Source organism: Cellulomonas biazotea (genome assembly GCF_004306155.1).
Lineage (GTDB): Bacteria > Actinomycetota > Actinomycetes > Actinomycetales > Cellulomonadaceae > Cellulomonas > Cellulomonas biazotea.
The window spans coordinates 1-4,244 of the sequence record NZ_BIMR01000216.1 but is presented as its reverse complement, the minus strand read 5'-3'; the positions used below and the strand labels follow the sequence as shown (position 1 = coordinate 4,244).

Annotated in this window: 4 protein-coding genes; 2 read left to right on the top strand and 2 right to left on the bottom strand. The window is 76.5% G+C overall.

Annotated features, from left to right (window positions below; all coding sequences use genetic code 11):
• Together CBZ_RS13790 and CBZ_RS13785 are read left to right on the top strand one after the other, a co-directional pair.
• On the top strand, positions 1-2,229 hold a 2,229-nt coding region (locus CBZ_RS13790; protein ID WP_130782095.1), incomplete at its 5' end, for a copper-translocating P-type ATPase.
• A gap of 86 nt (positions 2,230-2,315) precedes the next feature.
• Positions 2,316-2,753, top strand: a complete 438-nt coding sequence (locus tag CBZ_RS13785) for an HIT family protein (protein WP_130782094.1) — start codon at positions 2,316-2,318, stop codon at positions 2,751-2,753.
• An 86-nt stretch (positions 2,754-2,839) separates the two neighbouring features.
• Here the strand turns inward: CBZ_RS13785 and CBZ_RS13780 are convergent, their stop codons facing one another.
• Together CBZ_RS13780 and CBZ_RS13775 are read right to left on the bottom strand one after the other, a co-directional pair.
• Complete coding sequence (locus CBZ_RS13780) at positions 2,840-3,658, bottom strand: ABC transporter permease (RefSeq protein WP_130782093.1); 819 nt, start codon at positions 3,656-3,658, stop codon at positions 2,840-2,842.
• The coding region (locus tag CBZ_RS13775; protein WP_165446777.1) for an ATP-binding cassette domain-containing protein at positions 3,655-4,244 on the bottom strand (590 nt) is incomplete at its 5' end. The genes CBZ_RS13780 and CBZ_RS13775, both read right to left, overlap by 4 nt.

Sequence of the window (4,244 nt, the reverse complement as noted above, 5' to 3'; positions counted from 1 at the left end):
CACGACATGGCCGGCATGGACCCCGTCGAGCACGCGCTGTCCGGCCACTCGATGGCACCCGGCCACGAGATGCAGCCCGACGAGGACACCTCGGCCCCCACCGACGCGCGCGGCTCCGACCTGCGCCGCCGGCTGCGGGTCGCGACCGTCCTCACCGTCCCGGTCCTCGTCCTGTCGATGCTGCCCGCGCTGCAGTTCCGCGGCTGGCAGTGGGTCGTCGCCGCGCTCGCGCTGCCCGTCGCCACGTGGGCCGCGTGGCCGTTCCACAAGGCCGCCGCCCGGGCCGCCCGGCACCGCGCGTCGACCATGGACACCCTCGTCTCGATCGGCATCGTCGCCGCGACCGGCTGGTCGCTGTGGGCGCTGCTGCTCGGCGGCGCGGGGATGCTCGGCATGACGATGACGCCGACCCTGTGGCCCGCGGCCGACGCCGGCCACGGCGACGCGATGCCCGAGCTGTACTTCGAGGTCGCGGCCGTCGTCACGACGTTCCTGCTGGCCGGCCGCTACGCCGAGCACCGGTCCCGCCGCCGCGCGGGCGACGCGCTGCGCGCGCTGCTCGACCTCGGCGCGAAGGACGTCGCCCTGCTGGTCACGGGCCCGGACGGGCGCCGCACCGAGCGGCGCGTCCCGGTCGACCGCCTGGCCGTGGGCGACGAGTTCGCCGTCCGCCCGGGCGAGAAGGTCGCGACCGACGGCGTCGTGGTGTCCGGCACGAGCGCGCTCGACACGTCGCTGCTCACGGGCGAGCCCGTCCCGGTCGACGTCGGTCCCGGCGACGACGTCACGGGGGCGACCGTCAACACCTCGGGCGCGCTCGTCGTGCGGGCGACGCGGGTCGGCGAGGAGACGCGGCTCGCCCAGATCGGGCGGCTCGTCGCCGCCGCGCAGACCGGCAAGGCCCCGGTGCAGCGGCTCGCGGACCGCATCTCCGCGGTGTTCGTGCCCGTCGTGCTGGTGCTCGCGCTGGGCACGCTCGTCGGCTGGCTCCTCGCGGGCGGCTCGGTGCAGTCCGCGTTCACCGCCGCCGTCGCGGTCCTCATCATCGCGTGCCCCTGCGCCCTCGGGCTGGCGACGCCGACCGCGCTGCTCGTCGGCACCGGCCGCGGCGCGCAGCTCGGCATCCTCATCAAGGGTCCCGAGATCCTCGAGCAGACCCGCGCGGTCGACACCGTCGTGCTCGACAAGACCGGCACGGTCACGCAGGGCCGCATGGCGCTCGTCGACGTCGTGCCCGTCGACGGCACGACCCGCGAGGACGTCCTGCGGTTCGCGGGTGCGGTCGAGCAGCTCGCGGAGCACCCGGTCGCCCGGGCGATCGCGTCCGCGGCGCACGGCACCCCGGACGACGGCGCGGCAGACGCCCAGGAGGGCACGGCGGTCGACCCGTCCGCCCGCCCCGCAGCCGACGCGACCCCGGTCGCCGTCGGCGCGGACGGCGTCGTCATCGGCTCCGACCAGGTGCACGACTTCCGCGCGCACGCCGGTCACGGCGTCTCGGGCGTGGTCCGCGTCGCCCACGCGGGCGTCGCGCTGTCCCGCCGCGTGCTCGTCGGCCGCCTCGGCTGGCTCGCGGACGAGGGTGTCGACACCGGCACGGTCGAGGCGCAGGTCCGCGCCGCGGAGGACGACGGCGCGACGGCGGTCGCGGTCGCGTGGGACGGCGTCGCGCGCGGCGTCCTGGTCCTGCGCGACCCGGTGAAGCCGACGTCGGCGCAGGCCGTCGCGGAGCTGCGGGCGCTCGGGCTGCGGCCCGTGCTGCTCACGGGCGACAACGCGGGCGCCGCCCGCGCGGCCGCACGCACCGTGGGCATCGCGGAGGAGGACGTCGTCGCGCAGGTGCTGCCTGCGGACAAGGTCGCCGTGGTCGAGCGCCTGCAGGCCGAGGGCCGACGCGTCGCGATGGTCGGCGACGGCGTGAACGACGCCGCGGCCCTCGCGACGGCCGACCTGGGCCTGGCGATGGGCACCGGCACCGATGTGGCCATCGAGGCCGCGGACCTCACACTCGTCCGCGGCGACCTGCGGACCGCCGGGCAGGCCGTGCGGCTGTCCCGCCGGACGCTGCGCGTCATCCAGCAGAACCTGTTCTGGGCGTTCGCGTACAACGTCGCGGCGATCCCGCTGGCGGCGTTCGGGCTGCTCAACCCGATGATCGCGGGCGCCGCCATGGCGTTCTCGTCGGTGCTGGTCGTCGGCAACTCGCTGCGCCTGCGCACCTTCTCCTGACCGGGCCCTCCCGACCCGGCGCCACGCCCGCCGGGTCGGGCGGAATCCGCCTGCGCGCCCGCGCCCGGACCTGCGAGCATCCGGCCATGACGAGCCCTGACCCCTGCGTGTTCTGCCGGATCGTGCGCGGCGACCTCCCGTCGAGCCGCGTCGCCGAGTCGGACGTGGTGCTCGCGTTCATGGACGTCGACCCCGTGACCCCGGGCCACGTCCTCGTGGTGCCGAAGGCCCACCTGCCCGCGCTCGCCGACCTCCCCGAGGACACCGCGGCCGAGGTGTTCGCCGTCGCCCGTCAGGTGGCGGCCGCCCTGCGCCGCAGCACACTGCGCAGCGACGGCGTCAACCTGTTCTACGCGGACGGCGAGGCCGCGTTCCAGGAGGTGCCGCACGCCCACCTGCACGTCTTCCCGCGCTACCCGGACGACGGCTTCACGATCGGCGCGCGCTGGGGCTCGGACCCCGGGCGTGACCTGCTCGACTCCCAGGCCGAGGCGATCCGGGCCGCGTGGGGCGACCCACGCTGAGCGGTGTCGTCGCCCGCCACCGGCACCCGGCACGCCCGCCCGCGACGCGCGCCGTGGGTCCGGGGCGCGCGTCGCGGGGTGGCTCGTCAGCGGAAGCGGCGGCCCTCGTCGCTGCGGTACGCGAGCACCGCGAGGACCGCGAACACGGCGGTCCAGGCGAGGATGACCGGGATCGCCCACGCGTAGGCCTCGTACCCGGTGGTCGCCTGCACGGCGAGGTCGCGGGCCGCGCGGGACGGCAGGAGCTTCGACAGGGCGTCGAGCCACGACGGGAAGGCCTCGGGCGGCATGAACAGCCCGCCGGCGAACGCGAGCGGGAACAGGGTCGCCTGGACGACCGCGATCGCGGCCTTCGACGACAGCCGGTACCCGACGGCGAGCCCGAGCAGCAGGAACGGCACGGCGACGACGGGCACCATGACGACGGCCGCGAGCGCGCGCCCGGCGGTCAGGGTCGCCGCGGTGAGCAGCCAGCCGATGACGACGAGCGGGACGAGCGCGAGGTACGACCACAGGACGCCGTTGAGGACGCGTCCGGCGAGCCGCGGGCCGGCGCCCGCGGGCAGCGTCCGCAGGTACGGGTCGAACGGCTGCGCCCGGTCCTCGGCGACGCCGACCCCGAAGGAGAACAGGCACGTCGACATCACGGCGAACGTGCCGAGCTGCGCGACGGCGGCGGTCGCCATGAGCGGGTCCTGCGCGACGCCCTGCTGCGGGACGACGAAGAACAGCAGCGCGAGCGCCGGGAACAGCAGGTTGCCGAGGACCGCGATGGGGATGCGGACGGTCTCGAGGAACCCGAGCCGGGCGTGCAGGAACGCGAGCGGCCAGAACGGCCGCGGCCGGTCCGGGCGCGCGGGCCGGTCGGCGCGCGCGGTGGGTGCGGTGGTGGTCGCGGTGCTCATCGGACGGCCTCCTCGGCGTCTCGGTCCACGTCGCGGTCGGCGGCCGGGGTGGTGCCCGTGCCGGCGGTGCGGCCGGTCGGTGCGGGGTCGGTGTCGCCCGCGTCGGCGCGGGCGGTGAGGGCGAGGAACGCCTCCTCGAGCGACGCGCCGCGCAGCTCGAGGTCGGAGAACGGCACGTCGTGGTGGACGAGCGCGCGGACGAGCGCGTCGGCGTCGGCGGCCAGCACCGTCCAGCGCCGGCCGTCGGCGGTGTCGGTGACCTCGGCGACGTGCGCGCCCGGCAGGTTCGACGGGTCGAGCGTCGACGACGCGGGCAGCGTGAGCAGCACGCGCCGCAGCCCGACGAGGCCGAGCACGGCCTGCAGGGAGTCGTCGGCGAGGACGCGTCCGCCGCCGACGACGACGACGCGCTCGGCGAGCGCCTCGATCTCCTCCAGGTAGTGGCTGGTGAGCACGACGGTCGCGCCGTCGGCGTGGTAGTCGCGCAGCGCCTGCCACAGGATGTGCCGGGCCTCGACGTCGAGGCCGGTCGTGGGCTCGTCGAGCAGCACGAGGCGCGGCCGGCCGACGAGCGCGAGGGCGACGG

Coding starts and splice junctions, on each gene's coding strand:
- CBZ_RS13785 (WP_130782094.1), top strand. CDS start 2,316: ATGACGAGCCCTGACCCCTGCGTGTTCTGCCGGATCGTGCGCGGCGAC.
- CBZ_RS13780 (WP_130782093.1), bottom strand. CDS start 3,658: ATGAGCACCGCGACCACCACCGCACCCACCGCGCGCGCCGACCGGCCC.